The sequence below is a fragment of the bacterium genome (assembly GCA_019695305.1).
Lineage (GTDB): Bacteria > UBA10199 > UBA10199 > UBA10199 > JAIBAG01 > JAIBAG01.
On sequence record JAIBAG010000019.1, the window covers coordinates 1 to 26,760 of the forward strand.

The 26,760-nt window shown below is 40.9% G+C and carries 22 protein-coding genes and 1 tRNA gene; 7 read left to right on the plus strand and 16 right to left on the minus strand.

Features of this window, described 5'->3' with window-relative positions:
• The 3 genes from K1X76_09085 to K1X76_09095 form a co-directional block, all read right to left on the minus strand.
• Positions 1 to 1,248 (minus strand): hypothetical protein (locus K1X76_09085; GenBank protein MBX7149230.1); only part of this gene is annotated, 1,248 nt, incomplete at its 3' end.
• 207 nt (positions 1,249 to 1,455) lie between these two features.
• A complete protein-coding gene (locus K1X76_09090; protein MBX7149231.1) occupies positions 1,456 to 3,663 on the minus strand; it encodes a hypothetical protein in 2,208 nt (735 codons plus the stop codon).
• Between the two features lie 244 nt (positions 3,664 to 3,907).
• Complete coding sequence (locus tag K1X76_09095) at positions 3,908 to 4,249, minus strand: alkylphosphonate utilization protein (protein ID MBX7149232.1); 342 nt, start codon at positions 4,247 to 4,249, stop codon at positions 3,908 to 3,910.
• A gap of 117 nt (positions 4,250 to 4,366) precedes the next feature.
• Here K1X76_09095 and K1X76_09100 point away from each other — a divergent pair, with 117 nt between their 5' ends.
• Positions 4,367 to 5,038: a hypothetical protein gene (locus K1X76_09100; GenBank protein ID MBX7149233.1), complete on the plus strand. Its 672-nt coding sequence runs from the start codon at positions 4,367 to 4,369 to the stop codon at positions 5,036 to 5,038.
• On the opposite strand, the gene dbpA is transcribed toward K1X76_09100, so the two are convergent.
• Genes dbpA through K1X76_09115 form a run of 3 tightly spaced genes read right to left on the minus strand, consistent with a single transcriptional unit; the run spans position 5,001 to position 7,550 of the window.
• Positions 5,001 to 6,398, minus strand: a complete 1,398-nt coding sequence (dbpA, locus tag K1X76_09105; GenBank protein ID MBX7149234.1) for an ATP-dependent RNA helicase DbpA — start codon at positions 6,396 to 6,398, stop codon at positions 5,001 to 5,003. The genes K1X76_09100 and dbpA overlap by 38 nt on opposite strands.
• A 26-nt stretch (positions 6,399 to 6,424) precedes the next feature.
• Positions 6,425 to 6,934, minus strand: coding sequence for a hypothetical protein (locus K1X76_09110; protein ID MBX7149235.1), 510 nt, complete (start codon positions 6,932 to 6,934; stop codon positions 6,425 to 6,427).
• 52 nt (positions 6,935 to 6,986) lie between these two features.
• A complete protein-coding gene (locus K1X76_09115) occupies positions 6,987 to 7,550 on the minus strand; it encodes a sugar transferase (GenBank protein ID MBX7149236.1) in 564 nt (187 codons plus the stop codon).
• Positions 7,551 to 7,660: 110 nt separating this feature from the next.
• Here K1X76_09115 and K1X76_09120 point away from each other — a divergent pair, with 110 nt between their 5' ends.
• Positions 7,661 to 9,547 carry a tetratricopeptide repeat protein gene (locus K1X76_09120; GenBank protein MBX7149237.1) on the plus strand — a complete coding sequence of 629 codons (1,887 nt, stop codon included), beginning with the start codon at positions 7,661 to 7,663 and terminating at the stop codon, positions 9,545 to 9,547.
• Here K1X76_09120 and K1X76_09125 read toward each other — a convergent pair.
• Positions 9,530 to 11,338 carry a tetratricopeptide repeat protein gene (locus tag K1X76_09125; protein MBX7149238.1) on the minus strand — a complete coding sequence of 603 codons (1,809 nt, stop codon included), beginning with the start codon at positions 11,336 to 11,338 and terminating at the stop codon, positions 9,530 to 9,532. The two genes, K1X76_09120 and K1X76_09125, sit on opposite strands and share 18 nt — an antisense overlap.
• Positions 11,339 to 11,431: 93 nt before the next feature.
• On the opposite strand from K1X76_09125, the gene K1X76_09130 reads away from it, so the two are divergent.
• Positions 11,432 to 14,530, plus strand: coding sequence for a fibronectin type III domain-containing protein (locus tag K1X76_09130; GenBank protein MBX7149239.1), 3,099 nt, complete (start codon positions 11,432 to 11,434; stop codon positions 14,528 to 14,530).
• Here the strand turns inward: K1X76_09130 and K1X76_09135 are convergent.
• From K1X76_09135 to K1X76_09150, 4 genes are all read right to left on the minus strand, one after another.
• Complete coding sequence (locus K1X76_09135) at positions 14,506 to 15,621, minus strand: glycosyltransferase (protein MBX7149240.1); 1,116 nt, start codon at positions 15,619 to 15,621, stop codon at positions 14,506 to 14,508. The two genes, K1X76_09130 and K1X76_09135, sit on opposite strands and share 25 nt — an antisense overlap.
• Positions 15,618 to 16,109 (minus strand): hypothetical protein, encoded by a 492-nt coding sequence (locus K1X76_09140; protein MBX7149241.1) that lies wholly within the window; start codon positions 16,107 to 16,109, stop codon positions 15,618 to 15,620. Before K1X76_09140 ends, K1X76_09135 begins: the two co-directional genes overlap by 4 nt.
• Position 16,110: 1 nt before the next feature.
• The gene (locus tag K1X76_09145; protein ID MBX7149242.1) at positions 16,111 to 16,587 is read right to left on the minus strand and encodes a hypothetical protein; all 477 of its coding nucleotides are present in this window, start codon (positions 16,585 to 16,587) and stop codon (positions 16,111 to 16,113) included.
• 158 nt (positions 16,588 to 16,745) lie between these two features.
• Positions 16,746 to 19,478 (minus strand): hypothetical protein, encoded by a 2,733-nt coding sequence (locus K1X76_09150; protein MBX7149243.1) that lies wholly within the window; start codon positions 19,476 to 19,478, stop codon positions 16,746 to 16,748.
• 270 nt (positions 19,479 to 19,748) lie between these two features.
• On the opposite strand from K1X76_09150, the gene K1X76_09155 reads away from it, so the two are divergent.
• From K1X76_09155 to K1X76_09165, 3 genes are all read left to right on the plus strand, one after another.
• Positions 19,749 to 20,246 (plus strand): nucleotidyltransferase domain-containing protein, encoded by a 498-nt coding sequence (locus K1X76_09155; GenBank protein MBX7149244.1) that lies wholly within the window; start codon positions 19,749 to 19,751, stop codon positions 20,244 to 20,246.
• Complete coding sequence (locus K1X76_09160; protein ID MBX7149245.1) at positions 20,243 to 20,665, plus strand: hypothetical protein; 423 nt, start codon at positions 20,243 to 20,245, stop codon at positions 20,663 to 20,665. The genes K1X76_09155 and K1X76_09160 overlap by 4 nt, the downstream gene beginning before the upstream one ends.
• A gap of 227 nt (positions 20,666 to 20,892) precedes the next feature.
• The gene (locus tag K1X76_09165) at positions 20,893 to 21,717 is read left to right on the plus strand and encodes a hypothetical protein (GenBank protein MBX7149246.1); all 825 of its coding nucleotides are present in this window, start codon (positions 20,893 to 20,895) and stop codon (positions 21,715 to 21,717) included.
• Positions 21,718 to 21,729: 12 nt separating this feature from the next.
• Here K1X76_09165 and K1X76_09170 read toward each other — a convergent pair whose 3' ends face one another.
• The 3 genes from K1X76_09170 to K1X76_09180 form a co-directional block, all read right to left on the minus strand.
• Positions 21,730 to 22,842, minus strand: a complete 1,113-nt coding sequence (locus K1X76_09170) for a glycosyltransferase family 4 protein (GenBank protein ID MBX7149247.1) — start codon at positions 22,840 to 22,842, stop codon at positions 21,730 to 21,732.
• On the minus strand, positions 22,839 to 23,753 hold the full coding sequence (locus K1X76_09175) for an FkbM family methyltransferase (GenBank protein MBX7149248.1): 915 nt from the start codon (positions 23,751 to 23,753) through the stop codon (positions 22,839 to 22,841). Before K1X76_09175 ends, K1X76_09170 begins: the two co-directional genes overlap by 4 nt.
• A 229-nt stretch (positions 23,754 to 23,982) precedes the next feature.
• Positions 23,983 to 24,055 (minus strand) — tRNA-Asn (locus tag K1X76_09180).
• A 360-nt stretch (positions 24,056 to 24,415) separates the two neighbouring features.
• Between K1X76_09180 and K1X76_09185 the strand changes: the two genes are divergently transcribed.
• Entirely contained in the window at positions 24,416 to 24,820 is a 405-nt protein-coding gene (locus K1X76_09185) for a response regulator (protein ID MBX7149249.1), read from the plus strand.
• Here K1X76_09185 and K1X76_09190 read toward each other — a convergent pair.
• Positions 24,817 to 26,238 carry a PAS domain-containing sensor histidine kinase gene (locus K1X76_09190; GenBank protein MBX7149250.1) on the minus strand — a complete coding sequence of 474 codons (1,422 nt, stop codon included), beginning with the start codon at positions 26,236 to 26,238 and terminating at the stop codon, positions 24,817 to 24,819. The genes K1X76_09185 and K1X76_09190 overlap by 4 nt on opposite strands.
• Positions 26,239 to 26,244: 6 nt before the next feature.
• Positions 26,245 to 26,700: a hypothetical protein gene (locus tag K1X76_09195; protein ID MBX7149251.1), complete on the minus strand. Its 456-nt coding sequence runs from the start codon at positions 26,698 to 26,700 to the stop codon at positions 26,245 to 26,247.
• Positions 26,701 to 26,760: the final 60 nt, after the last annotated feature.

The window sequence follows — 26,760 nt, forward strand, 5'->3', positions numbered from 1 at the left end:
AGCGCGGGCCACACCAATTTGCTTGTCTAGTACGGCAAGCATGCTTTCTATTTCGCTTAAGCGCGTTCTCAAAGCTCCAAGAGGAACCTGCAGTTTTCTTTCTTCTTCTCTTATTTTTTCCAGATAAACCCGCAATTTGGTATCGTTGGGCGTTAGTTCGGGATGTAAAAGATATACAGATACTCGCTCACCCATTTTTGCCTGGCTGCGGCTTGCTACCGCCTGCTCCCAGCGGATTTCTTCGGTTTCTTTAAGCAGGGGCAAAAGTTGTTGTTCAATAGGTTTAAGATCAGACTCTACAACCGTTATTTTGTCTCCTAAAACATCGGCGTCGGCTTGTGCATAGGGTGGATGAGCAAAAAGCTCCTGTAGCTCTTGCCTATAGACGCTCACAGTATCGCGCAAAGGGGCAGCTCTTGCTTCCAACGGCTTAATTGCTTGCTCAAGCTCTTTTAGTCTTGTGCCCTTGGCAAGCTGCGTTTGAAGAGCATCATAATATTTCTGTACCGCTTTGCATTGCTCTAAGGCATTGTCTATCTCACCGTTGAGCAAGAGTATCAACACATTACGCCATACAGCACTGCTTTGTTTTGCCGCAACACAACCGGACTCTTGCAAATCGCTCAGCTTTTGAGGCAAATCACTTATTATATTTGGCATCTCCGTAATTTTTAATCCAAGCACTTGTACCATGTCAGGATAACTGTGCATCTGATCGGAAGGATTGGATAAACAAAGCCAGGTATCCACAACGGTTTTTGCAAGCTCTTCATAAATGCTCTGAACTTGTTCCATATCTCCAGACAAAATTGCCTGATAGATTTGATCAACATACGACTCATTGTTTGTTGTTGAGCGCATTCCAAAATAAACAGGAGCTAAAGAAGGTATTGATGGCTTAGAAAGTGTAGAAGCTTGGGCGGGATATCCTTTTAAAACGGCCAACAAATCCTGCATATTTTTTATAGTATCTAAAAATGCAACTCCTTCTGGTGTAAGGGTTACCTGCTCTTGAGCCGACATATGAAGCTGTGGCTTAAGATGGAGAGGCAAAGAAAACTTTGAAGGTGGGGGTGTTAATGAAGGAAGCGTCTCGTTTGTAAAATATGCCCCTTTATTTTCAGGACGCCCCAAAACCTTGGGTGCTTTTTTGGGGTGTTTTTGAAATGCCCCCTCATTTTGGGCCGATAAAAAAGCCGCTTTATCGTGATAATTTTGACGTACTTTCCCCATAAACAAATAATCCAAACCCCACTTTTATTATCGGCCAAAATAGAGCAAAAAATGCTCTTAAAACACTGAGTTATCATACAAATTGGCAACAAACTGTTATCGGGGAGCGCGAATTTAAGAAAAGATTACACCCGTGCTTTTAATAAAAATGTCTTTTAAAATTAGATATTTAACACAAGAGTCATCGGACAATTCAGATGCTATGAAATTGCTATTCTGACGCTAATGATGATGACGGTGTATGCCGTTGCCACTCGACCCCCGTTGGAACACCCGCAAAAAAATGAGGGCTAGAAAAAATATACTGAATAGCCCAAGCTCATAAAGAGATGTCAAATGAGCCGTGGTTTTTTGTAACTGGCATCCACCACCACCTCCTCCACCAGCACCAGCAGGCGATGCAGCAGCAGGTGTTTCACCAGCAGGCGATGCAGCAGCAGGTGTTTCACCAACAGGCGATGCAGCAGCAGGTGTTTCACCAACAGGCGATGCAGCAGCAGGCGTTTCACCAGCAGGCGATGCAGCAGCAGGTGTTTCACCAGCAGGCGTTTCACCAGCAGGTGGGCCTGTTTCCGGTTCAAAATTGAGTATAAATAAGCCATAATCGCCAACGTAAACTTGATTATCTTGAACAGCAAGAGCTGAAGAATGTTCCATACCTCTAACAGAGCCTTGTGTTTGGGAGTCTAAAATTGGCGCTGCAGGATTAGAAATATTGAGAACTTCAATATTATTATTGTATTCTGCCAAAAAAGCATAATTACCAAGTATAGCAACGTCTTTTAAATATCCAACCGAGTTGTAAGACCCTGCCAGAGTAGGGCTGGCTGGGTTTGTTATATCAATAATTAGAAGGCCGGCACTACCATCCGCTACAAAGGCATAATTGCTCTGGATAGCAACACTAACGGCAAAATGGGTCGGGTAAGACCCTGCCAGAGTGGGGCTGGCTGGATTTGTTATATCAATAATTTCAAGGCCAGCACTACCATCCGCTACAAAGGCATAATTGCTCTGGATAGCAACACTAACGGCAAAATGGGTCGGGTAAGACCCGACCAGAGTGGGGCTAGACGGATTTGTTATATCAATAATTTGAAGGCCAGCAGTACCATCCGCTACAAAGGCATAGTGGCCCTCAACGATAACACCGTATGCCTGTCCGGGTGTGTCGTACCCCCCTACCAGAGTAGGGCTGGCTGGATTTGTTATATCAATAATTTCAAGGCCGCTATATTGCTCCGCTACAAAGGCATAATTGCCCTGGATCGCAACACTGAGGGTATAATTGGTCGGGTAAGACCCGACCAGAGTGGGGCTAGACGGATTTGTTATATCAATAATTTTAAAATCGCCTATATAGTCCACCGTAAAGGCATAGTGGCCGCTCAGAGCAACATCACGTACATTCCCCGACGTTCGAAACTGAGTTATAAGAGGATTATTATCTGGGTTTGCAAAACTGGATAAACTTAAAATTGAAATGTCGGTATCAGAAACAAGATAAAGGTACGTACTATTAACAGCAGCATATTTTGCGTATCCAAGCGTGTTGTATCCCCTTGCCAGAGTGGGGCTAGACGGATTTGTTATATCAATAATTTGAAGGCCAGCAGTACCATCCGCTACAAAGACATAGTGGCCCTCAACGATAACACCGTATGCCATTCCGGGTGTGTCGTACCCCCCTACCAGAGTGGGGCTAGCTGGGTTTGTTATATCAATAATTTGAAGGCCAGCAGTACCATCCGCTACAAAGGCATAATTGCCCTGGATAGCAACATCCTGAGCGAATCCGATGTTCGCTCTCTCTATGGAATTCTGGTAAGACCCTACCAGAATAGGGCTAGACGGATTTGTTATATCAATAATTTGAAGGCCAGCAGTACCATCCGCTACAAAGGCATAGTGGCCCTCAACGATAACACCGTATGCCTGTCCGGGTGTGTCGTACCCCCCTACCAGAGTAGGGCTGGCTGGATTTGTTATATCAATAATTTCAAGGCCGCTATATTGCTCCGCTACAAAGGCATAATTGCCCTGGATCGCAACACTGAGGGTATAATTGGTCGGGTAAGACCCTGCCAGAGTGGGGCTGGCTGGATTTGTTATATCAATAATTTGAAGGCCAGCATGACCATCCGCTACAAAGGCATAGTTATTCTTAATTTTGATATCAAGAGTTCTATCATGAATGTTATTTTCTACCGAAAAATTTCCAACAACGATAGGGTTGTTGATGTTGGCAATATCAACAACTCGGATTCCTGCATACCCATCTGCCACATAGGCGTAATGCCCCTTAAAAGCAATACTTTCTGCCAGACTGCTGGTAAAAAAATGACTTACATTGGTGAGACTTGCCTGCGCCGGCCCTGAGAATGCCACAAAAATAAATAACATCAAAAAGCGAATGAAAAAACGTATCATGTTTTCCTCCATTTTTAACAATTTCCCATTTGCCCGCTTGCTAATTTTATTTTTCAGCAAAAAATGCGCCACAACTTGCATCTAAATAACATTTTAAAGTTTAAGGAAATTAGCTATTTATAAATATTACAGTTGCTGGAGGCACAGGTGAGCCGTCAAAAAAGTGGTGGTAGCTCCCCAAAATGATAAAATTTAGAGAAGTGTGCACCGTAGATAGTCAGAACATATGTTACAGGGAGAGTTATTAAGCTTTGCGCACAAACTCCGATTTTAAAGCCATAGCTCCAAAGCCTTCTATTTTACACGAAATATTGTGGCCATTACTACTTTCTACCAGACGGATATTTTTAACCTTGGTGCCCACTTTAATGTCTTGAGAAGCGCCTTTTACAGGCAGATTTTTTATAACGGTCACCGAGTCACCATCTTTTAAAACATTACCACTTGCATCTTTTACTACAAGGCCAGCCTCTGTTGTTTCATTCTTGTTTTCTGAACTCCATTCATGAGCACATTCAGGACAAATCCATAATTCACCTTCGGCATAAACGTAACTGGAACTGCATTTGGGACATTGAGTATTCATATAAAAAAGGTTTAACCTTAAATTTTGGAAAAGTAAAATAAGACTCTTGTATGATAATTTCAAGTTTCAAGAGTTGACCCCTTCAGCATGTGAGGTATGATAAAAACTCATAAAACTATGAAAAAAACTCAACAAAAACGCCCTGTCATCCTCATCAATGGTCTTTTGGCACCTAAGATCAGTAACCTTCCTTTTAAGTGGATGCTTAATCGCGCTGGATTTAGCGCTCACCTTATCGATCTCCCTCCCCTTAATATTGCCGACGTCAGAAAAATTGCCGCACGCATAAAAAAAGGCGTAGATCAGGTTTTGAAAAATGAAAATGCGGATGAATGCGATATTTTAGCGCTGAGCTTGGGAGGTATTACGGGGCTTTATTATCTCAAAAAACTGGGGGGCCATTTAAATACTAAAAAGTTTATTGCCCTTGGAACTCCTTTTAAAGGGACATGGGCAGCCATGCTTCTTACGCCCTTTATTGGTGCTATTTCCAGGTCGATTTGGCAGATTTTACCATCTAATAAATTATTGATCGATTTATGGAGCTCTCCTGTTACGCGTACACAGGTTTATTCCATTCATGCCCACAACGATTTGGTAGCCACTCAAAAAAGTGCAAGCCTTAACTGGACCGAAAACATTCAAATTAAAACTTTGCCGTTCCCTTTAATTAGTCATCAAGCCCTGATGGGGTCTAAAAAGTCGATGGAAACAATTATCCAGATTTTATCTGGTAACGAGAATACAAAGACTATTCAACCGTTTCTACCCGCACACGCTTACCCTTAATGCGCCCGCTTTGCAGGCTTTTTAAGGCCTGTTTTGCTACTTTTTTAGATACCGCCACATACGCAAAGCGATCGTGAATTTCTATTTTTCCAATATCCTTTCCATCAAGCCCGCCGGCTTCTCCCGTAAGAGCACCCAAAATATCCCCCGGCCTTATTTTTTCTTTACGTCCTCCTGAGATAAACAAGGTAGCCATTTTAGCTTGCTCAAAGTGGATACGCTTTATATTTTCCACACCATCCATTGTATAAAACTGTAATGCCGCTTTGGTATGGTTTTGAATCGCTGTGAGTTTTGATTCTTCACGTGGAGTAATAAAGGTAAAAGCAAGACCTGCTTTACCAGCACGCCCTGTACGGCCAATGCGATGAGTGTAAATATCGGCGGAGAGAGGCAAATCAAAATTAACGACCATCGATAAATTTGTTACATCAATCCCACGGGCGGCTACATCGGTGGCAATTAAAACGCGTATACTTTGGTTGCGAAATTTAGCCATCACCCGGTCGCGATCATTTTGTTCTAAATCGCCATGCAAACAATCGCTATCAACACCGGCATTTAAAAGAGCTTCATTCAATTCGGCAGTGGTAATTTTTTGATTACAAAAAATCAGGACAGATTCCGGCTGATGTTCCTCTAATAACGTCAAAAGTGTTTTTACTTTAAGACGCTCTTCACCTTTATAAACCAGTTGTTTGATTTCTGTCTTTTCTTCTGGAATGTTTTCTACCGTAATCTCTACAGGGTTTTTTTGATATTTCCGGCTTAAGGCTTTAATGGAGCTTGGAAAAGTGGCCGAAAAAAATACCGTCTGACGTGCTTTGGGAACAGCTGCTAAAATAGCTTCCATGTCATCTTTAAAGCCCATATCCAGCATACGGTCGGCTTCATCTAAAATGAGTGTTTTAATATGCGCAAGATCAAGTGCTCCAATATTCAAATGATCAAGGAGGCGGCCTGGTGTGCCAACAACAATGTGCACGCCTTTTTGGAGCGCTTGTTTTTGCGGACCCTTGGGCATGCCGCCGGATAAGACAAGAACTTGAAGCCCCGGATGATTGCGGCCAAATTTACGAATCTCGCGAGCCACTTGTGTGCACAGTTCGCGTGTTGGACACAACACCAAAAATTGGACGTATTTATCCTCCAGCTTAATTTGTTGAAGAATAGGCAACGCAAACGCCGCTGTTTTTCCGCTACCGGTTTTAGATTGGCCAATCAAATCTTTGCCCGCTAATAAGGCAGGAATACTTTGCTCTTGTATAAGTGTAGGTTTTAAAAAACCAAGCTCCTCCAGTACTTGTAAAATGGCAGGGTCTAAATCGAAAGAGGCAAAGCTTGTGTGTGGTTGTGTCATGGCGCTAGAGTAAAAATTAAAAAAGCCTACTCAACAAGCCCTTGAAGTTGATCAAGTTGATTAGTAATGGGTGTGTTACATTTTACAAAAGTGGTTTGGCTAGTATCCTGCCCCGATTTTTGCACTTCTACCTGTACCCCCTTTTTAGACTCGGCTTTTCCGCTTTCCGATATGGTAGCGGCATAAAATGCGGATGTAACGGTATAGCTTGTGCTGTTAAAACTGCTATCAATAATAATAAACGACAAAAAATCTTCGTTAGTGGCAGGGTCCAGACGCCAATAATGTGAAAAATCAAAAGCATCACTGGGTTTTGCATTATCGGCAGGATAAACCAGTTCCTTTTTTTGAGCTGTACCAAAACGGTATTGCAAAAAAGTAAGTGTTTCGCCTGCTTTTTTGCCGCAAACCGAAAGAGTTTTTCCACCTTTAACAGGACATGAAAAATAAGTAACTTCGGCTTTATCACACAATCCCATGGCCATAGTGTTAAAGGCCCATAAATACAAACCAAGGAAAGTAATAATTTTTTTCATATAAAGAGGGTGGATGAACCAAGAAAGAAAGTCCAATAAAAACCTGACTTTTTTAATGACTTATCCCCGTTCCATGAAGAACTTTAAAAAGCGTTATAAAAAGAATTTTGATATCAAAAAGAAAGGATCTTTTATGGAGATATTCTTCATCTAATTTTACTTTTTGCATAGGCGATAAATTATCCCTTCCATTAATCTGGGCCCAGCCTGTTAATCCCGGGAGTATTTGATCTACACCGGCTTTTTTTCTAAGCATAATGAGCTCTTCCTCATTAAAAAGAGGCGGCCTCGGCCCTACTAGGCTCATGTCTCCTTTTAAAATGCTGAATAACTGCGGCAGTTCATCCAGGCTTGTTTTGCGCAAAAATTTACCAATAGACGTGATATAGGTGTTTGGGTTTGAGAGCAAGTGAGGGGCTAATGCCGGTGTCCCTAAATACATGGTGCGGAATTTTGGCATTTTAAAAAGATGACTATAACGGCCAATGCGCTGCGACCAATAAATGGCGGGGCCTTTGGAGGTGAGTTTAACAGCCAAAGCAACAAGCATCATGGGCAACATGAAAACAACCAATAAAAAAAAGCCCATAATGATATCGAAAAATCTCTTAGTCATACGTGTTTTTTAAAATACAAAAAAATAGTCTTTGTTTTTTTTAAAAACCTGACTAACAGAAAGAGGTGGAAAAGAGAAATAGATTTAAAGCTTCAGTGCAGCAAGGGAGCTTGTTTTGGTTTCAGCGTAATATCGCCCCTCTTTGGTGCCTAACGCTAATTGCTTCCGCCATTTTTGCCGTTTATTGGCAAACGTTCAATAATCCCATTTTTTTTGATTCAGCCACAGCCTTAAGTGATGCCGAGTTGCGCCGGTATGCCGAAAACTTTAATCTTTTAAGCCCGCGGCTACTTTCTCTTATCACGTTTAATCTTACCGACATGTACTTGGGCACCGATTGGTTTTGTCACAACGTTATTAACGTTATCTTGCACGTTCTCACAGCAGGCGTGTTGTATGTTTTTTTTCGCCTCGTTTTTATACACGCGTTTGAAGCTATCAAAGAAAATAACAAAATAATTCATCCTACCTGGCTTGCATGTTTTGCGGCCTTGGCGTTTGCCTTAAGCCCCGCCACGGTTTACGGCCCCGCCTATCTCGCCCAGCGCACCATTGTGATGGCAACATTATTCAGCATCGTGACGCTCATTTTTTATTTCAAAGGACTCGTAACGGGACGCAAACGTTGGTTTGCCTTGTCGGTACTCGCATTTTACGTGGCCATTCATTGTAAAGAGCATTGTGTGGCCATTCCCGGCATTGCATTTCTGTTAACAATTTGGATGGAGGGATTTAATTTTAAAACTTTAAAACGCCACTCTTGGGTTTACGCCTTGTTTTTACTGGTGATTGCACAAATTCTTTTCCACAAAGATATGAGTGGTATTGCCACTTTAGAGCACGAGCCGGAAGGCGTGCAGATGATTGAACTGTTGCACAAACAGCAGGTTCTATCATCCCAGAATCTCAATTTGCCGCTTCTAAATTTTGTCACGCAATCTTACGCTTTTTTCCGTTATCTTTATTTGTGGCTTATCCCCGATGTGCGCCTTATGAGCATTGATACACAATTGCCGTTTGCAACATCATTTTGGTTTTGGCCGTATACACTCACCTTTATTTTGTTTTTTGCTTTTATGGTAGTAAGTGCGCGCGTGTTTTTAAGCCGCAATAAAATTACCGCACTGGCAGGCTTGGGTTTTTTATTTCCGCTGGTTCTATTTGTTACAGAATTTTACGGCATACGTGTTTCGGAAGTTTTTGTTTTATACCGCGGTTATTTATGGATGAGTGCTTTGTTTTTATTTTTTCCGGCTCTTTTTCAAGCTCGCCTGGCAGGGTATGCGTGGCCGCGTGCCAAGGTGGGTTTGTTTGTTGCGTATCTAGCCATACTCATCATGTTAACGCATGAACGTCTTAATACTTTCGATTCGGAAAAAAAGGTATGGCAAGATGCCGTTAATAAAATTGATACTCACGATACTCGCACCGCTTATAAAAATTACCGCGCTTACAATAATTTGGCTTTTACGTTTGCTAACGAAGGAAATTTTGATGCGGCCATTCCTTATTACAATAAGGCGCTTCTTAGTAACCCCACTATGGTTGCGGCTCACACCAACCTGGGTTTTGCGTTCATCAACAAAAAACGGTACCAGGAGGCCTCACAGCATTTTAATACCGCACTCACAATTGTTTCCAAACACGACAATGCCTATTTAGGCCTGGGCGTGTTAGCTACCGAGCAAGGACAGTTTGAAGGGTCTCTTGATTATTATAAAAAGGGTTTGGAGATAAATTCCAATAACGCCGATTTGTGGTACAACCTAGGCAACAGTTATTTAAATTTGAAACAGCCCGAAAATGCCGCGGAGGCCTATCAAAAATCTGTTGCCATTCGCCCGCAATTTATAGGGGCTTGGTTCAACTTGGGCCTTGCTTACGGTAACATGGGCAAAATTCCCGAAGCCATTAACACCTTTAAGCAATGCCTCATTATCAATCCCAATGACACCCAGGCTAAAGAGATTCTTGCCGCCTTATTGCAGCGGCACTGAAATTAATTCGGAATTTAGTTTGATAGCCTTATCGTAAGCTACTTTTGCTTTATCCATTTCGCCGCGCTTTCTGTAAAGGACAGCCAGGTAAAAATGAAAGCCTGCTTCGTCTGGCAAAACGGTAATGGCTCTTTTAAAATAAGATAAAGCGTTGTCAAGCTGGCCCAAGTCCATGTAGGTCATGCCGGCGTTCCACAAGTGATTGGGCGAATAAGGATAGTGCTTCAAACCTTCTTCGTAGAGAAGAACAGCTTTAGCCTTGTTGCCCGTGATTGTATTTGTCCATGCCGCTGTAAAGAGGATCAGTTTGTTGCCAGGATCAAGCTGATGTGCCGCTTCAATTTCGCTTAAAGCGCGCGGCCAATCTTGCTTTTCGCTGGCTCTAAAGGAGGCTGCCAGATGGCGATCGGCGGCAAGGCGTGTAATTCCCCAAGAGAGGGCTATCATGCAGAGAAGCACACAAGTAATTGCTATAGCACTCATCACCCGTGTATTTGGTTTCCATTCCCAACGTTTGTTGCGCATCAAAACGCCGTATACCAAAAAAACAAAAGGTGGTAGTGGCCCGCGATACAGGGGAAAATTCACCAGCGCATCTAAAACAAGCCCTATGCCGGCTAACCCCATGGCCATGCACCACGCTGCGTGGGGCGAGTTTAAGCCCGTCCATGCCTCTCTAAAAAATAAAAACAACAAGGCTACAAATAGAAAAGCGCCAATAGCCCCCAGTTCGGCCCAAAATTGCAAAAAGTCGTTGTGCGTTTCTTCAGGTTGAAAATCTAGAGTAAAATGTGGGTCAACCACGTTGCTTCTTGCATAGGCCGGATAAAGCGACTTAAAACTGCCCAGACCAAAACCTGCCACGGGCCTGTCTTTGGCCATCGCCCAGGTATTTTGATACAGCATGGTACGCTCATCTGGCAAAACTCCACCTTTTTCGTGAAAAAGCGGAGGTTTCATTTTCTCAGTTTCTTGCGCCGCCGATTTCCATCGCCACTCAAAACCATGAGATGTTAAATTGGACAAAATTAGAAAAACTGCCAGGCAGCAGGCAACAGCTAATGTGTGTAAGCGCGTCCAACCGGTGGGTAAAAGCAAGGCTCGCGTACGCTTTGCAATAAGAAATCCCACAAGTAGCAAGGCCTGAAAGACCGAAAATAAAATTCCTGTGCGGCTTAAGGTATAGGTAAAGAAAACACCGATGAGCGCACATCCCAAGCCGGAGAGTAAAATCTTAAATGGACAGCGCGCCTTTAAAAACAAAACCCAACCCAAAGGAAGTGTAAGCAACAGATACTCCACTGCCATGTTGCGGTTGCCAAACATGGCGGCAGGCCCCTTGGTAAGGGGGATCCAGTCCATTTTGAGCGGCAGTAAAAATTGAAAAATTCCAACCGTTGCCACAAGCGCGCCCGATATAAAAAAAAGGGTGAGAATTTTTTGGGTAAATCCTTCAGTACTTTGGCATCTTCCGCAGGCTAAAGCCAGGCCAGTCGCTGCCAGCCATTGTGCCCAAAGATTTATCCCATGATTAGTATCTGGCGTCCATAAGAGCGATAATCCCATCCATATAATCCACGCGGCAACAGCAATATCAAAAAAACCAAACTGAAAAGCTTTGTCTCTAAAGCCATACAAGGAAAGCGCCAAGGCTAAGGCAGCCCCCACTTGCAACACAACTCCTTGGGGTAAATTGGCGTAATCGCTCAGTTGTGGCGCAAAAACAAGGCATGCGCCCAAGGCAAGAGCACACAGTATCCACTGGGCAAGTAAACGAAATGAAAATGGCATGGCGGAACCTTAAAGAAATCAATAGAAAAAGAAAGCTTTTTCCATTAACCTCTGATACTTACAAAAAGTTAAAAAAATAATACTTTGTCACTCATGAACATCAATAAACCTTTCACTTTTACCCGCTTTTTTTTGGTGTTTATTTTTTTAGCGTCCCTTTTTCTGCCCTCATCAGCGTTTGCTATTGTTGTTGCAAAATATGTTTCCTCCAGCGGCATTATTGTAAGCTCTAACATCAACGGCCTTGCCAAAGCAATGCGGGTTACATCCGATGGCTCAATTTATGTGCTTGGAACCAGCACCAGTACTTTTCTAAAAGTTACGTCCGATCTATCAACAGTCTCAAGTGTTTCTTATGATCAGGCCCCTTCAACCCATGCTAGTTCCGATTTCATTATAGATGGCAGCTCGTTTTACATCGCCATAAGCAACAGCAATTTTAAGCTCTACAAATACACCGTTAGTGGCAACGCGGCCACTTATGTTGCCGAAGCTGCAGCCACAAGCGGAACAACCAGCGTGACGCTGGGCTCCGATGGCTATGTTTACAACAATAGGGGCGCCACGGCCAACCGATACAATCCGGATTTAACGTCTGTGGGAACAACCTACAAATTTGTTGCAACACCTATCCGTATGGCCGTCGACGGGTCGTCGCTTTATTATGTCTCAACAACGGGAACGCTCCGAAAGGTGACCGATTACACAACCGGGAGCGTTGGCGTTAACGGCAGCACGGATATTTCGCTTGCCACCAGTCTTAACAGCGGTGGTAGCCCCAATGGGCTTGCTGTTAGCAGCGGTGGTTATAGTTACGTTTCATCACCCTCCCGAGTTTATAAAGTCTCTCCAGCAGGTAGCACCCTATGGGCCTTAACAACTGCCAATGTGGTGACTATGGGTTTTAACCAGTCAACAGGAGAGGTAAGTACCATCGATAATTCAGGTACTGCGCGTACCTATTCACCTATTAGCGCCCCCACAACTTTTACGGCTAGCAGCATTGCCAGCACAAGCTTAACTTTAAATTGGACTGTCGATTCTAATGCCTCCGGCTCCGACTTTGCCGGAGCCACCATCCGCAGCAGCACATCATCCTATCCCACATCGGCCACGGATGGCAGTGCTGTTACCTCCAGTAACACGGACACCAGCTTCGATGTGACGGGTTTATCGGCGGGTACAACGTATTACTACACCATTTTTAACAAAACGGCCGATGGGTTTAGCAGCGCCGGCGTGCAATTAAGCGTGGCTACAGCACCTGCTGCCCCCAGCATTTCGGCCTCAAAACCTGCGCTTGATAGCAGTACCATTAATTTATCCTGGGATGTCCCCACTGGTACCGACCACTTTATTTTAAAACGAAACGACGGTACTTCTGATGTTAACATCAACACCAACATCGACGACGCCATCACCTCATACTCCGACACAGGATTATCCGATGGCACTTACACGTATAAAATTTATGCAGTCAATTCAAACGGCGACAGTTCTGGTGTAGGAACTTCTTCGGCGCTTACCATTGATACCACAGCCCCCAGCGCGCCCAACTTAACGGCAAATAAAGCCACTCTCAATGGCAATATTATCAATTTAACTTGGGATACCCCTTCAGGAACCAACACGTTTACCTTGCAACGCAGTACAGACGGTGGCGGTTATGTCAATGTGCAAACGGGCATTGCCAGTTCTACTACAACGTATAACGATACCAGTCTTTCAGATGGCACGTATGCCTATAAAATATTTTCTGTAGATGCCTACGGCAATATTTCCAATGCTGGCACGTCTTCTACGCTTACTATTGATACCACAGCGCCTAGTGCACCAAGTATTACGGCCGAACTTAATTTGCCCAATGGAAACACCATTAACTTAACCTGGAATGTGCCCAGTGGTACCAGCACTTTTACTTTAAAGCGCAGTGTGGATGCCGGCGTTGAAACAACGGTTGCTTCCAGTATTCCTAACTCAACCACAAGCTATCAACAAACGGGGCTTGCCGATGGAGGTTATGAGTACACGCTGTATGCTGTGGATGCTTACGGCAATACTTCCTCCGCCGGATATTCTTCTGTACTCTTGGTAGATACCACACCGCCCAGCGCTCCCACATCGGTTGCGGCAGAAGTATCGGATGATGGAACTGTAACCTTAACCTGGGTTAATCCCGTTAGCGATTTTGATTCTATTACCATTCTCAGAGACACCACCGCTTTTCCGGCAAATTTGGATGAAGGCGATTTAGTAGCTCAAAATTTAACTGTTACCACCTACGACGATGAAGATTTAGAACATGGAACCTATTATTACAGCCTGTTTGCCTTGGATACCGTAGGTAATGTGTCGCTTGCGGCCAATGTGACGGTTGTTTACGAAGGAACCACTCCAACAGTTGTTACAGACGAAGCGGTAGATGTTGATGACAGCAGCGCTCTGTTAGCAGGAACCATTACCGATGCCGGTACCAGCGATATTGCTACCCGTGGTTTTGAATTTGGCACCACAACCGATTACGGTGACAGTGTAGAAGAAACGGGTGCATTTGGTGCCGAAGAGTTTGAGTTGGCAGCCGAAGATTTAGACTGTGGCACCACGTATCATTATCGTGCTTTTGCTACTAATGAGACGGGTACAGCATATGGTGAAGATATCACGTTTGCTACATCCAGCTGCTCTGGATCAAGCCTGGAAATTACCATTGAATCCCCATCGTCTATAGTTGTTAACAAGCAAGCCGTGTTTGTGGTTACCATTACCAATACAGCAGACAGCGACAGTACCGATACCACCATCGAATTTACTTTATCGGATAGCCTGGAGTTTGTTTCGGCCGAAGTGGAAATAAGCGATGCCTCTGTCAATGCTGCTGTGTCAAGATCCACAACTCCCGTTACCTGCACCGGCACTAATCCTGTTGTTTGTAATATTGGCACCATTCCCGCTGGTCAGTCGGCCACGTTAAACGTTACCACCCGCGTTGTTTCTACAGGAACAGTTACTTTTGGTGCCAGAAGTGAAGGGGATGATGAAGGAGACGGAGGTACAATTATTACCGGAAGTGCGGCCGATGCCGATTTTGTGAGCGGGTGCAGGCTTAACCCGGCAGCCCAGTTTTCTAAAAGTCTTTTTGTTTTTGTGGGGATGTTTTTACTGTTTCTTTACGCCAGGCGTTTGTACAGTTGAATTAAACTGGCCATAAATTTATCTTTAGAAAAATAATTTTCAAATCGTTTCAAACAATTCAATTTAAATTTTTCATACAGTTCAGCATTATTTAATATTTGTTCTATGGCACTGGCTAAATCTTTGGCATTGTTAGGCTCTACATTTAGCCCTGTTTCGTTATGCTGATTCACCCAATCCACCCCCGAGCCTAAAATTTTTGTAGCTACAAGCGGTTTTCCTTTACTCATGGCCTCCAGCAACACCAAGCCAAAGGCCTCGGTTTTTTGGGTGGAACTTAAACAAAACAAATCGCAGGCCTCATAATAACTACCTAAATCGGCCTCGGGAATTTTGCCTAACAAAATTACTTTGTTATCTAATTTTAAATTTTTAATCTGCGTTTCTAAATCTTGTTTAAGCGGCCCATCACCGCCAATAAGCACCACATAAGAATCATCCAAATACGTGGCCGCATCTATAAGGTAATTATACCCTTTGTTATAAGCAAGCCTGCCCAAGCTATAAATAATTTTGCGGCCTTTAAACCTTTGTTTAATTTCTTGTACTATTTGCGGGTTAACAACTAAACGCTTGGTATCAATTGTTAGAGGAATAGAAATTACTTTTTCTTTGTAGCGCAATAAATACGGAGATTCGGCGGCATATTTGGGGCTAGTGGCAATGATGGCATTGGCTCTTTTAAGCAAATATTCTTGGAGGGGTTCATACAGCTTGAGTAAGTTTTTCTGTTTTACAATATCACTATGCCAATGGAGGACTACTTTTACATTTTTGGGTACAAAGAGCAGAGCTAAATTGGCCAGAGGATTGGGCGCGTGGATGTGAAGGATATCGTAATTAGGCGTAAGAGATTTTAGTTTTTTTATATAAGGAAGAGATAAAACAACAGAAGCAACCATCCCTAAAGAAGCGGAGCGATAGACGGTATGAGAGTGGTGCTCTTCTTGAACGGATTTATTGTTATCGTTCGTACACAGCACATCACATTTAATTCCTGCCTCGTTAAGCCACTCTGCAATATATTGAGTAGTCACCTCGATGCCACCAATATGAGGAGGATAAAACTGGCCACATTGTAAGATTTTCACAGGCTCTCCGGGGTAGCATTTGGATACATTTCAATAAATTTTCTAATGAGTGCTGAGTATCCTCCGCCTGTTTTTTTACTTAACAAGGTAAGTTTGTTGTAGTCGTCCGGGCTTAGGCGTAGTGTAATGGTGCGTGATTTTTGTTTTTGTGTTTTGGCCTTTAGAAAATTTTTATAAATAAGGGCTGCTTTAACGCAATCGGCAACAGGAATACCTAAAAAATCTTTGGGGCGTTTTTTTTCGTCGAATAACACAGCAAGGAGTTGAACAAGTTTTTGGTGATGCGGTAAATCGCGTTTTAGTTTGTAAACAACGCTTGGTTTGTAAAGTAAAAGCCCGGGAAGGGCTTGTGCAATGCGTGGTTCGTAGGGGGTGGCATGAAATATATCTTCTAAAGTAATGCGAACCCGTTTGGGTGTAATGCCGCTTGCCATAAGAAGTTTTTCGTAACAAAAACGTTCCAGTACTTTTTGTGTGATGGGGTCCATATTAAATTCCGGCCAGTTTTTTAATAACGTCCTTTTTATCGGGAAAACTTTCCAAATAATCTTTAATAAGCTTTTGGTCTTTAGGGCGTTTAAATTTAAACTTTGAAGCCACTACAAATTCGGGCTTGGCTTTTTCTACTTCTACATAGGGCAGTTTAAAAAGAGTGTCGTATTCTGTTTGAGATGGCATCCATATTAAATGACCATCTTTTTCCAGTTGCAAACCTTTTTCTACAAGTAACGCCTCCAACTTTTTTGAAACCGTATAATCGAGTGTAGAAATAACATCTAAATCCATACTGGAGGCAACACTAAAAGGGAGCGGTGTAAGGAGTAAAGCTGTTTGCCCTACAATACGAATTGTTTGAGTTGGAATAAGAGCCAAACCTTCACTACGGGCCTGAGCATTGCATGTTTCAATAAAAGAATTGAGTTCGGTAAAAACATCCAAAAACTCATTGGCAAGGGGCGTATCCACAAATAGAGGATATATAATAAGATTTATAATGTAAATACAAATTATTTTATTAATAATTACATATATTTATAGTTTTTTAAATTGTACCTGGTACTTAATTCTCCTTGATGAGGCTGTTTTCAAACATTGGGCATAATGAAACAAAAATGGGAGTAATTCTATTTATTTTTCGTGGGGGTTTGTGCGTGCCTGGCACCGGGACTATGACTAGGCGTATAGTTCTTTACAAAGAAAGCTGAAGCCGATGACTTTTCTTTTTCAAAAGACTTTATATGCTCTTTAGCCAAAGAGTAAAGAGTGTCACCGTCAAATCTCTCCAGAGATTCCATGTTTAAAACAATTTTTAATTTGCCGTTGTCTTCAATTTCGCTACTATGCTCACTATGAAATGCTAAAAATTGTTCAATATTTTCTTTATTGAGATTCTTTTTAAGACACTCCTTGAATCTAGGATCAGTCGAGAATTTGGATATTATGCTAAACGCCACAGGAAGATTGGTTCCTGTAAAATCAGAAAAGATTTTTAGGTCATTTCCTAAAATTTTTTCGGCTATGTCTTTGGTAAGAATATCAATCAACCTTTTTAAATCTAATGCTTTCTTGATTTTATAGTAGTTGCCATGGGCATCATTTTTTAAAATTTTAAGAACAAACAATTTAAAATCGTAAGATGTAAGCTGAAAAGTGCTATCGAAAATATTTTGTATAGCTTTCTCTGACGTGTCTGTTTTTTCTAAAATTTTTAGAAATTCATAAGCCAAGGTATGATTTTCTTCTTTCCCTTGAAGTGCATTCCAGTTTTCTGAGGGTTGCAATTGGCAATAAACCACCCCCATGTCCTCTCCAAGTGCCTTAATTTTTAAATGGGATTGATAGATGCGACTCAATGTATGTTTAATCCCATATTCGTCTACTAATCTACAAAGATCTGAAAAAATCATCCCCCTTCTATTTTCTTTTACTTCTGTCCATCTATCAAGCATTGGGTAAATCTGAGCATTGGTCAGAGTTAGAGGTTTGACTTCTTTTGTAAAATAACGATGAAATGCTGAGGGGTGTGAAATACGAGAAAATTTATCTTCAAACACATCATCTTCATATCTCTTGTTAAAAACCTCAGCTACTTTAGGAAAGATTGAGGCTAACAAAGTAATTAAGGGCTCTTCAAGATTTTTATCATTTATTATTTTTTTTATTCTATCAGAATCTATTTTTTTTATCTTTTCTTGATCTTCTAGTCTAAATTTTGCTGAGTCTGAAAAATCAAATTCAAAAAATCCTGTATCCATATAATTAGAACGGTTGTTAAAAATATCTTGGCGGATTGAATTGTTGGCGATCGAAATAATTTCAAGGATTACCAAGTCAAAAATATTTATTTCTTCTTCAATTTGTAAGGATAAAAAAATGCGATTAAATAGACGATTTATATCCCTTACAGATCTAATTATTTTTCGGATACTTAAGCTATAAAGTTCTCTTACAAGTTTTGAGTATTTTTCTCTGTCCTGAACTTCCCTAATTTTTGAAGCAGGAATATGTTTTTGGAATTCTAAAAACCAATTTAGATCAGAATTTTTTTTGATATAGTCTTTTTTTGTTTCATCCAATTTATAATAGCCTTCTTCAACTTCTAAGAAAATTTTATCCTCAAAAGAATCAAATCCTAATTGTAGTATAAAATGATGGGTAAAAAGACCGGTCAGTAAAAATATGAGGTACCCATTTATAAATGGCTCATTAATTCTTGGGAGATCTAATTCTATTTGGATTATTTTTTGAAGATAGGTTGGGGGTATTTTTTCTAGTGTCAACAGGCCCTCAATTTGAGCTCTGTCATAAAAAAGGATATAGGTGATATTTTTAAAGTCTGTCAGATTTTTAATTAATCCAAGAATAGCTAAGATTTCCTGGCCGCTGATCCTATCTAAATCATCTATAAAAATTACCTTTTGGCTCGCTAATTCTTCTAAAAATTCTCCTATAGCGCCTTTTATGTCATCAGGTGTTTGATTGTCATTCCGGAATTCTAAATCTGTTATTTTTCCCATGGAAGTACGTAATAAATTGTTGCAGTAACTCTTCAAATTATTAAGCACTGACAAGGGAATTCGTGCATCGCTTCTGAATACAGAAAAAAGCGATCTTAAAAATTTTTCATACAGGTCTTTGACGTCAAAAACAGGCCACGGATTGAATCGAATACTTTTTGTTTTGTGTTTGATAAGAAGTTCTTTTTCTAAGTAATTTAAAAAAGATGTCTTTCCCGAGCCCCAAGGACTTTGAATACCAATAACTCTCGAATTATGAGAGCTTTGAATTATTGTTTTAATTTTAAATGTCAAATCTTCGACTTTTGATGCGCTTTTAACTCTAATAAAGTCAGAGTAGCTTAATGGGTGATCATCAAATGGATTTAATAAAGCGTTTCCTTTTGGGGTTAAATCATCAGCACAAGGCTCCAAAAATAAAAAAATTAACCTAATTGATATGGCAAAAGCAATAAATACAATGGCTACATCGTATAGTTGATTTACCTTTTGAAGGGTATTGATTTTAAGTATTTCTTCTTTTGATAGAATCAGAAAAAATAAAGCTATAATTAAAAGCAATTCGATATTTCGAAAAGAACTCCCCAAGCCAAATCTTTTTTTAAAAGATTTTAATTTTCCTTTTCTGGGCCATAATCCCTCCAGATATAATAACAATTTTATAAGAACGACAAGGGCCACAATAGTAAGTATCGGGGTAGAAAAATCCTCTATTAGTAAAATACATTGAGTAAAGACATGAATGACTTTTGCGCTTGCAAGGCCGATAAGCGTTAAAATACTTATGGAAAAGATTTTTGATGGTAATTTTTCTAAGATTCTATAGATATAATTTTTCATTTTAAATAACCCCGGTGCCAGGCATGTGTAAAAACGCAGCGAAAAATAAAAAACAAACAACCCCAAATTCCTACTCACCCTCCACAAGCAGATCAAGAAAAAATCACCGCATTCTTCAAATTTTATCGCTTATTTTGATGCGTGAATTGGATATGAATTTATCCTTGGGCCGGGCAAAAGTATATGTTGTAATTAAATACAACATATGTTGTAATTTATTACATGGATATTTTGGGGTCAAAGTCGTGTTTGCGTATTTTGAGGTATTTTATGGAAAATCCTCAAAGTGCTCATCATGTTCGTGAGCTGGCTACACATTTAGAGGTGGATGCCGGTAATTTATCGCGTGATCTTAACAAGTTACAGCAATTGGGGCTTTTAAATGTGGTTGTGCAGGGGCGTAATAAGGTTCTCTCACTTAATCATAATCATGCCCTTACCCCTATTGTTACCAGCTACTTTAAAGCCACTCAAAGCATAGACCAGCTTATTAAAAATAAACTGCAAACTTTGCCCGATATTGAGCAGGCTTTTATTTATGGCTCTTACGCCAAAAATAAAATGGATCAACATAGCGATATTGATGTTTTGATTATTGGGGGTGTGTCGGCACTTAAAGTGCAAAAATGCCTTAAACCTGTTGAACTGCAAACAGGGCGCGAAATCCATGCCCGTATTTTAAGTTCCAAAGAATTTGCCAATCGTAAAAAGAAAAAAGATGCTTTTATTCAGGATGTTTTTGGGGGTAATATCGTGCCCGTTATATGACCTCATCGGCACCACAAAATTTTAAGCCTGTTAATATCGATAAAAAGCAAATCGCTTTGTTTTATAAGTTGGCCCTCGAAAAACTGGGGGTTGCTCAAGATTTGGCTTCTAAAAATCCTGATATTGCCTACGAAATTTTGTACGAATCGGCTTTGCAGGCCTGCTTAGCCTTGCTTCATGCACATGGCTTGCGCCCGCGCGCGCAACCAGGGCATCACATTGCCATTATTGAAAAATCGAAAGAATTGCTCAAACAGGAAGTAGATGATGATTTTTTTGAAGTGATGCAACTGATGCGAAAAACCCGAAACACTATGCTTTATGATGCTGTACTACCGGTAAGTCATGATGAATTTAAAGAAATGCGGGCACAGGTGAAAATATTTTTAGAGCTTATCTGCAAGAAATTACCAAAGTAACTTATTCACATCCCGGTGCCGGCCACGCGCAAAACCCAAAATCAAACAACCCCAAATCCCTACTCACCCTCCACAAGCAGATCAAGCAAAAATCACCGCATTCTTCAAATTTTATCGCTTATTTTGATGAGCGAATTGGATATGAATTTATCCTTGGGGAAAAAGTTGTTTTTTCGTTGCAATGTGAACGCAGGCTCCAGTAGCGTTCAAAAATACAAAGGACTTTTATGAAAGACAATTTAGCTATTTTTGAAGGTTACAAAATTAGGCGTAGTTATGATGAAGAAAGCGATACTTGGCTTTTTTCGGTTGTGGATGTTGTGCAGGCTTTAATCCAACAGAGCGATTATCAAGCGGCTCGAAACTATTGGAAAGTACTTAAAAATCGGCTTATTAAGGAAGGAAGTGAAGTGGTTACAAAATGTAACCAGTTGAAAATGCTAGCTGAAGACGGCAAGTTACGCCTTACCGACGTAGCTAATCCCGAAACTCTTTTGCGCCTCATCCAATCCGTCCCCAGCCCCAAGGCCGAACCTATCAAGCTGTGGCTTGCAAAAGTGGGCTATGAGCGTATGCAAGAAATGGCCGATCCATCTCGTTCACTCGATCGGGCGCGTGATACCTGGAAAAAACATGGTCGAAGTGAAAAGTGGATTCAGCAACGCATGATGGGGCAGGAAACCCGCAACAAACTGACCGATTATTGGAAAGATCATGATATTAAAGAAGGAGATGAATTTGCCATTCTCACTAATATCATTCATCAGGAGTGGGCGGATGTTTCGGTTAAAGAACATAAAGCTCTTAAGGGATTAAAATCTCAAAACCTGCGAGACCACATGAGTGAAGCCGAACTTATTTTTACGGCTCTTGCCGAACTATCCACACGGCAAATTGCCGAAAGTGTTACAGCAACGGGAATGGATGAAAATAAAGTGGCAGGTGCTAAAGGTGGCCGTATTGCCAAAAATGCCAGGCTAGAACTAGAAGCAAAAACAGGACGGAAAGTTATATCGGCCGGAAATTATTTAGCTAAAAAAAATAAAAAATAGCCATAAACTGACTTACGCACTGATCAAAGTCTCCAGCAAAACACCGGCCGATTTTTCCCACGAAAAACGCCCCAGGTTTTCTTGTCCGCGCTTGATTAAGGCGGGCACATCAATTTCTTGATTTACTATCGATGAAATAGCCTTGGCAATGGCTTGCATATCTTTTGGATCTACTAAAAGAGCGCCAGCCCCAGCTACCTCGGGTAGGCTTGTTGTGTTACTGGTAATGAGGGGGCAGTTTAACCGTTGAGCTTCTAAAACCGGTAAACCAAAACCTTCATACAACGATGGAAACAACATGAGAGCGGCATTACGAATAAGCACTACTTTTTCTTCATTAGAAATTTTCCCTATAAACTTTACCTGCGGTAATGGTTGAGTAACTTTATCTAAATTGTAGTTGCCTGCTAACACAAACTGCCATTCTTCTTGCTGCCTCGTTTTACAAAACTCATCAAAAGCCGCCATCATGCCCTTTATATTTTTACGTTCATTTAAACTGCCTACATAGAATAAATAACGCTTTGGTTTAAGTTGATACTTTTGCAACAGAGTATCGTCTTGTAGCTCAGTTACCTCAGGCAGTTGTGGGGCCGCATTGCCAATGACAACGATTTTATTGCCGGAGAAACTATATTTTGAAATGAGTTCAGTTTTAGAAAAATCCGAAACGGTGATGACGCGCTTGCATAGCCAGTGCGATAAATAAATGGAAGTTTGAATATACCATTTGGATAAAATATTACGAAACTCTTTAAACTGTGCGTAAGCGGCATCGTGTATAGTATTAATTTTTTGGCAGGGCGCTAAAAAACTAAAAAAGGGTGCGGTGCTGTATAAAATATTTAATTTATGCCGCAGCGCAAGTAATGGCAGCAATAACTGCTGCGTTAACATAACCCCAAGCGCATGGCGCCCGTGTTTAAAATTGATTACTTTAAATTCTGTGGCTGAATACTTTTTGGCCAAATCATCTAAAAATAAAAACTGATTATACCCTTTAAATATAACCACGGTATGTCCGGCTTTGATGGCTTTGGGAACAAAGTGCGCCATCAGGTTTTCGGTAAAAACCTCGGTTCCCTGGTAAGTTCTAAAAATTGTTAAATCGATACCTAGTTTCATACAAGAGCAATTATATTTTCTATTTTACTCACCTGTTTAAACCACGTGTTTAAATTAATTAAATGCGTTTGGCCAAACTCATCTAAACCATAAAGCGTATAACCCAAATTATTGAGCAAGTAAGCCGCTTGTTGATGCTGCTTGTTATTGGGATGAGGCCAAACTTCCATCAGCACACGGGGCTTGGCTTTTTGTAAAACGTGCTGGGCTCCCAGCAACGCATCCAGTTCGGCATTTTCAATGTCTAATTTAATGAGTGTGGGCCAAATGTTGTGCTGTTTGCAAAATTCATCCATGGTTTGGATGGGCACGCTTAATGGGAAGGTGGTATTGTGCACAGGGTCTTGCAAAAAAAACGAGTTAGAACCGCGCTTGCTGCCGGCTGCATAAATATTTAGGGGGCGCTCTCCATTGTGCTGGCCCAAAGCTGTTTTAACAAGTTGGGCATGTTTACAAACGTGTAAATTTTTTTGTAATACCGCTTGGGTTGTGGGCGTGGGTTCAAAAGCATAAATGGAATGGGGCTTATTGTTTAGCAAAGTGGCTACCACCAAACTGTAATAACCATAATGGGCCCCTACATCAAAAAACACTTCGGATTTTTGTCCCACATTCTGCAAAAGCCATTTTGTTAACGCGCGTTCATTATCTTCGCCTATGATGCCGCACAGATAATAATCCATAAAGTAAGCTTCGGTATAAAATGTATTGCCGGTGAAGAGGCTGTTTTTAACCAGCCAATGGCGTTCGGCACCGGGGCAAAGCTTAAATAACAGCTTAAAGAACAGCACGTGGAGTGGATAAGCTTTAAGCTTACCCCAAAGGGGGCCTCTAAAAATTGGGTGAAGTTCTTTTGCTTTGGCTTCACATTCATTAAATCTTTGCAAAAGTTGTTGTAATATTAGAGCCATATCCCGGTGCCAGGCACGCTTGCAAACACTTGAAAAACAATCAACTAAAAAAGCCCTCAAAAATAATGGCTTTCGTTTGCTCCACCTGCTGGAATCTAGCTTCGCTACGAAACTTCCTCGGGCTGATTTCGCTTCGCTCATCTTTGCGCCCTCGGTCGTCGAACATGGTTCTCGCCAGAGTCAAAACAAAAAAAATCCCCGATCTCTGATGAGACCGAGGATTTTTTTGCTCCGACTGCTGGACTCGAACCAGCGACCTAGCGGTTAACAGCCGCTTGCTCTACCGACTGAGCTAAGTCGGAATCTACGTCATTTGCTTGTGGCAAAATGAGGTAAGTTCCCTTTTTTATTGGAAGATGGTCTTGGTGTCAATCTGATTCTCCTAAGCTTTTTTGAGGTCAAAAAGTCTCCTGTTTTACCCACACATTTGTCCCTTTTCTTACCCCTGCCCCTCTGTAATTATAAGCATTTAAAGAACTTAAAATACAAAGTACATATCACAACCATCTCATACAATTAAATACTCGTATGCAGGGACTAATTTTTATCCACTATCCAGTTATTATTACGGATTTTATAAAAACTACACTTTAAGTTGACAAAATCATTCATTTTTACAATGAATAGTGCTAGTCTGTTTAAGCATGCAGGGGGAATTTTTTATGCATCTCCAAACAGTTTCAAATACTCCAAAAAAAATACTGCTGGTTGAAGACTCCGAAAACCTGTGTCAAGTTATCACCAAGCGCGCTCAAAAAAAATTTGGTTACTCCTGCAGAGTAGATAATACGGGAGAAAATTGCATCCAGCTATGCCGTGAAGAAAAACCCGATGTTCTTATTTTAGATATGGGACTTCCCAAGGTAAGTGGTTTAAGCCTGCTCCGCATGATTAAACAAGATAGCGAATTACAAAACATCCCGGTAATTGCCTACACCGCTTATAGCTACCACGATTTAGTAGCCGAATGTGCCGATTTAGGAATAGATGCCTACTTCACCAAATCGGAACCTATTTCCGAACTCTTCGATCTTATTCAAAATCAAATCAATAAAACCCAACATTAAGCAATTGGGAACGCCAAATGAATACTGCATCCATTTTGGTTTTCAACCCAAATTTTTCCATTTTGCGATGCCATCATTTCAATACACAATGGAAGCCCTAAACCTAATCCGTCGTGCTCGTTTACAGATAAATGCATTTTTTGAGTGGGCTGATGAAAAATTTCTTTCATACTTTTTTCAGACATCCCAGGGCCATCATCGTGCATGGTTATACATACCTTAGAAGTATCATTTTGCATTACACACGCTTTTAACACGATACTTTTTTGCGCATGCCGTAACGCATTAGAAAACAAATTATAAATAACTTCTTTTAACAACGCCATATCACAAATAACCGCTGGCAAAGCTTCTGGCACATCCACAATCACGTTTAAATCTTGTGCCTGGCCCAACCTAAAAAAACCAAGACCAATACGCTTTAACAGCTGAACCAAATCATTTTTTTGCAACTTCACTTTATAATTACCTTTATCAAAACGCCTCATCATCAAAAGATGATTAATAATATCATGCAAACTATCTAAATTATCTTTGGCAATACCAATAATTTGTTTTTGACTTTCGCTAACAGGGCCTTCCATTCCATCGTTTAGGTTATCTATAATACCCGATACAACCGCCAGCGGCGTGCGCAGCTCGTGCGCTAAAATACCCGAAAAATGGTCACGAATTTCATCAAGTTTTTTTCTATCGGTAATATCAATAATAGAAGCTAAAATATAGAGAGTGTTATTGATGTAAAGAGGATTAAGCCCAATTTCAACCGGAAACTCTGTTCCATCCGATCGCAATCCCTTTAAATCTCTCCCAACACCCATACGCCTTGTTTCTGGCTTATTTAAATAACCTTGCACACCTTGGTGATGGCTAGAATGAAAACGAGCCGGGATAAGACTATTTATTTTGAGACCCACCAGTGTGTGCTGAGGATAAAGAAACATTTTTTTAGCCTGGTTATTAGCAATAATAATACGTGTATCCTGATTTACTAAAATAAGGGCATTAGGCGTAGATTCAAAAATAATTTGAAATCGCTGTTCCAGCAAGTTTGCTTCTTCCTGAATACGTATATTAAAAAAACCAAGCCATGCTACCGTCCATGCTACAGCCACTAAAACAACTCTACGTAAAAACGCATCCTGATTAAATACGTAGCCATGATGAATAAAGTAGCCCGCTATCATCAAAAAAGTAATGAGGGCTGTAATATAAATAATACTTCTTTTATTGGCATGAATGATGATGATGGCTACACAAATAAGGATATAAAACCCGTTGGTAAAATTGACTATTTTAATAAGACAATCAATCATGAATAAAACCAGAGACAGAAGCGTAAAAAACAACAGAATAAATACCACAAGCCAAGTATCTTGGTTTTTTGCATCCTTATTACTGTGTGAAAGCATAGCCATAACTTATTATTGGTTATTTTTTTTCATCCATTCCTCTTTTTCCTTTCGCAGCCTATCTACCTCTTCTACCAACTCGTTGTACGACATAAACAAAAGCCCTTTGTTATCCATTGTTAAAATTTTAGGAACAATTCTAATCATACACACAACTGTAGCCAGCGAAACAATGGCTGTGATTAATTTAATAATGCCAGAAAGCGTGTAGTAGGCTTCCCACACATTAATGATTTCCATCAAATGGGTAGTGCCGCAGGCTAATATAAAAAGAGCAAACATAATAAACAGCCAATTAAAGGGAATTTTCTTTTTGTTTAAAATAAAAACAACCAGCAAAAAAGGAATAGAATAATAACACAGCATAATGATCACATCGGATATGACATGCAGGCCAATCAGTTCAGGTTTCCATAAATAACAATGGCCGTGGGGCATAAACCCCTGCATATTAAAAAAACTGGACATACACCCTCCTCATTTATAAACACCATCTCATACTGAACCCGTCTTAGGCATTTGCAAGAT

Excerpts from the sequence above, each read along its gene's own strand:
- K1X76_09095 (MBX7149232.1), bottom strand. The coding sequence starts at position 4,249 with ATGAATACTCAATGTCCCAAATGCAGTTCCAGTTACGTTTATGCCGAA.
- K1X76_09110 (MBX7149235.1), bottom strand. The coding sequence starts at position 6,934 with ATGAAAAAAATTATTACTTTCCTTGGTTTGTATTTATGGGCCTTTAAC.
- K1X76_09140 (MBX7149241.1), bottom strand. The coding sequence starts at position 16,109 with ATGGACCCCATCACACAAAAAGTACTGGAACGTTTTTGTTACGAAAAA.
- K1X76_09160 (MBX7149245.1), top strand. The coding sequence starts at position 20,243 with ATGACCTCATCGGCACCACAAAATTTTAAGCCTGTTAATATCGATAAA.
- K1X76_09150 (MBX7149243.1), bottom strand. The coding sequence starts at position 19,478 with ATGAAAAATTATATCTATAGAATCTTAGAAAAATTACCATCAAAAATC.
- K1X76_09100 (MBX7149233.1), top strand. The coding sequence starts at position 4,367 with ATGAAAAAAACTCAACAAAAACGCCCTGTCATCCTCATCAATGGTCTT.
- K1X76_09115 (MBX7149236.1), bottom strand. The coding sequence starts at position 7,550 with ATGACTAAGAGATTTTTCGATATCATTATGGGCTTTTTTTTATTGGTT.
- K1X76_09155 (MBX7149244.1), top strand. The coding sequence starts at position 19,749 with ATGGAAAATCCTCAAAGTGCTCATCATGTTCGTGAGCTGGCTACACAT.
- K1X76_09170 (MBX7149247.1), bottom strand. The coding sequence starts at position 22,842 with ATGAAACTAGGTATCGATTTAACAATTTTTAGAACTTACCAGGGAACC.
- K1X76_09090 (MBX7149231.1), bottom strand. The coding sequence starts at position 3,663 with ATGATACGTTTTTTCATTCGCTTTTTGATGTTATTTATTTTTGTGGCA.
- K1X76_09125 (MBX7149238.1), bottom strand. The coding sequence starts at position 11,338 with ATGCCATTTTCATTTCGTTTACTTGCCCAGTGGATACTGTGTGCTCTT.
- K1X76_09190 (MBX7149250.1), bottom strand. The coding sequence starts at position 26,238 with ATGGCTATGCTTTCACACAGTAATAAGGATGCAAAAAACCAAGATACT.
- K1X76_09175 (MBX7149248.1), bottom strand. The coding sequence starts at position 23,753 with ATGGCTCTAATATTACAACAACTTTTGCAAAGATTTAATGAATGTGAA.
- dbpA (MBX7149234.1), bottom strand. The coding sequence starts at position 6,398 with ATGACACAACCACACACAAGCTTTGCCTCTTTCGATTTAGACCCTGCC.
- K1X76_09195 (MBX7149251.1), bottom strand. The coding sequence starts at position 26,700 with ATGTCCAGTTTTTTTAATATGCAGGGGTTTATGCCCCACGGCCATTGT.
- K1X76_09130 (MBX7149239.1), top strand. The coding sequence starts at position 11,432 with ATGAACATCAATAAACCTTTCACTTTTACCCGCTTTTTTTTGGTGTTT.
- K1X76_09185 (MBX7149249.1), top strand. The coding sequence starts at position 24,416 with ATGCATCTCCAAACAGTTTCAAATACTCCAAAAAAAATACTGCTGGTT.
- K1X76_09165 (MBX7149246.1), top strand. The coding sequence starts at position 20,893 with ATGAAAGACAATTTAGCTATTTTTGAAGGTTACAAAATTAGGCGTAGT.